Origin of the sequence: Sphaerisporangium sp. NPDC051017 (assembly GCF_040683095.1) — a bacterium.
Taxonomy (GTDB): Bacteria; Actinomycetota; Actinomycetes; order Streptosporangiales; family Streptosporangiaceae; genus Sphaerisporangium.
In genome coordinates, this window is the sequence record NZ_JBFBCI010000151.1 from 1 (window position 1) to 1,594 (window position 1,594).

General features: G+C 67.9%; 1 protein-coding gene. It reads right to left on the minus strand.

What is annotated here, in order from left to right; all coding sequences use genetic code 11:
* The coding region (gene rpoB, locus AB0M95_RS40945) for a DNA-directed RNA polymerase subunit beta (RefSeq protein ID WP_363777170.1) at positions 1 to 1,594 on the minus strand (1,594 nt) is incomplete at both ends.

A 1,594-nucleotide genomic window follows, 5' to 3' on the forward strand; every position in this document is an offset into this window, starting at 1 on the left:
GGCACCTTCAGCGAGGTGTCACGCACCTCACGCGCCTTCTCACCGAAGATCGCGCGCAGCAGCCGCTCCTCGGGGGTCAGCTCGGTCTCACCCTTCGGCGTGACCTTGCCCACCAGGATGTCGCCCGGCACGACCTCGGCACCGATGCGGATGATGCCCCGCTCGTCCAGGTCGGCCAGCACCTCCTCCGACACGTTCGGGATGTCCCGGGTGATCTCCTCCGGCCCCAGCTTGGTGTCGCGCGCGTCGACCTCGTGCTCCTCGATGTGGATCGAGGAGAGCACGTCGTCCTGCACCAGGCGCTGGGACAGGATGATCGCGTCCTCGTAGTTGTGGCCCTCCCACGGCATGAACGCCACGAGCAGGTTCTTGCCCAGGGCCATCTCGCCGTTGTCGGTACAGGGACCGTCGGCGACGACCTGGTTCACCTCGACGCGGTCACCCTCACGGACGATCGGCTTCTGGTTGAAGCAGGTGCCCTGGTTGGAGCGCTTGAACTTCGCCACGCGGTAGGTCGTGCGCGTGCCGTCGTCGTTCATCACCGTGACGTAGTCGGCCGAGACCTCCTCGACGACGCCCGCCTTCTCGGCGGTGATGACGTCGCCGGCGTCGGTGGCGGCGCGGTACTCCATGCCCGTGCCGACCAGCGGGGCCTCGCTCTTGAGCAGGGGCACCGACTGGCGCTGCATGTTGGAGCCCATCAGCGCGCGGTTGGCGTCGTCGTGCTCCAGGAACGGGATCATGGCGGTCGCGACGGACACCATCTGGCGCGCCGAGACGTCCATGTAGTCGACCTCGGTCGGCCGGATGAACTCCAGCTCGCCGCCCTTACGGCGGACCAGGACGCGGTCCTCGGCGAAGGTGTCGTCGGCGCGCAGCGGCGTGTTGGCCTGCGCGATGACGTGCCTGTCCTCCTCGTCGGCGGTCAGGTAGTCGATCTCGTCGCTGACCCGGCCGTCGACGACCTTGCGGTACGGCGTCTCGACGAACCCGAACGAGTTCACGCGGCCGTAGGACGACAGCGAGCCGATGAGGCCGATGTTCGGGCCTTCCGGCGTCTCGATCGGGCACATGCGGCCGTAGTGGGACGGGTGCACGTCACGGACCTCGAAGCCGGCGCGCTCACGCGACAGACCGCCGGGGCCGAGCGCGGACAGACGCCGCTTGTGCGTCAGACCGGCCAGCGGGTTGGTCTGGTCCATGAACTGCGAGAGCTGCGAGGTGCCGAAGAACTCCTTGATCGACGCCACGACCGGGCGGATGTTGATCAGGGTCTGCGGCGTGATCGCCTCGACGTCCTGCGTGGTCATGCGCTCGCGGACCACGCGCTCCATGCGGGCGAGACCCAGGCGGACCTGGTTCTGGATGAGCTCGCCGACGGTGCGCAGGCGCCGGTTGCCGAAGTGGTCGATGTCGTCGGTCTCGACGACGACCTCGCCGTTCGCCCCGGGCATCGCGACCTCGCCGGCGTGCAGCCGGACGATGTACTCGATCGTGGCGACGATGTCCTCTTCGGTGAGGGTGCCCTGGTTGATCTCGGAGTCGACGCCGAGCTTCTTGTTGATCTTGTACCGGCCGACCTTGGCGAGGTCGT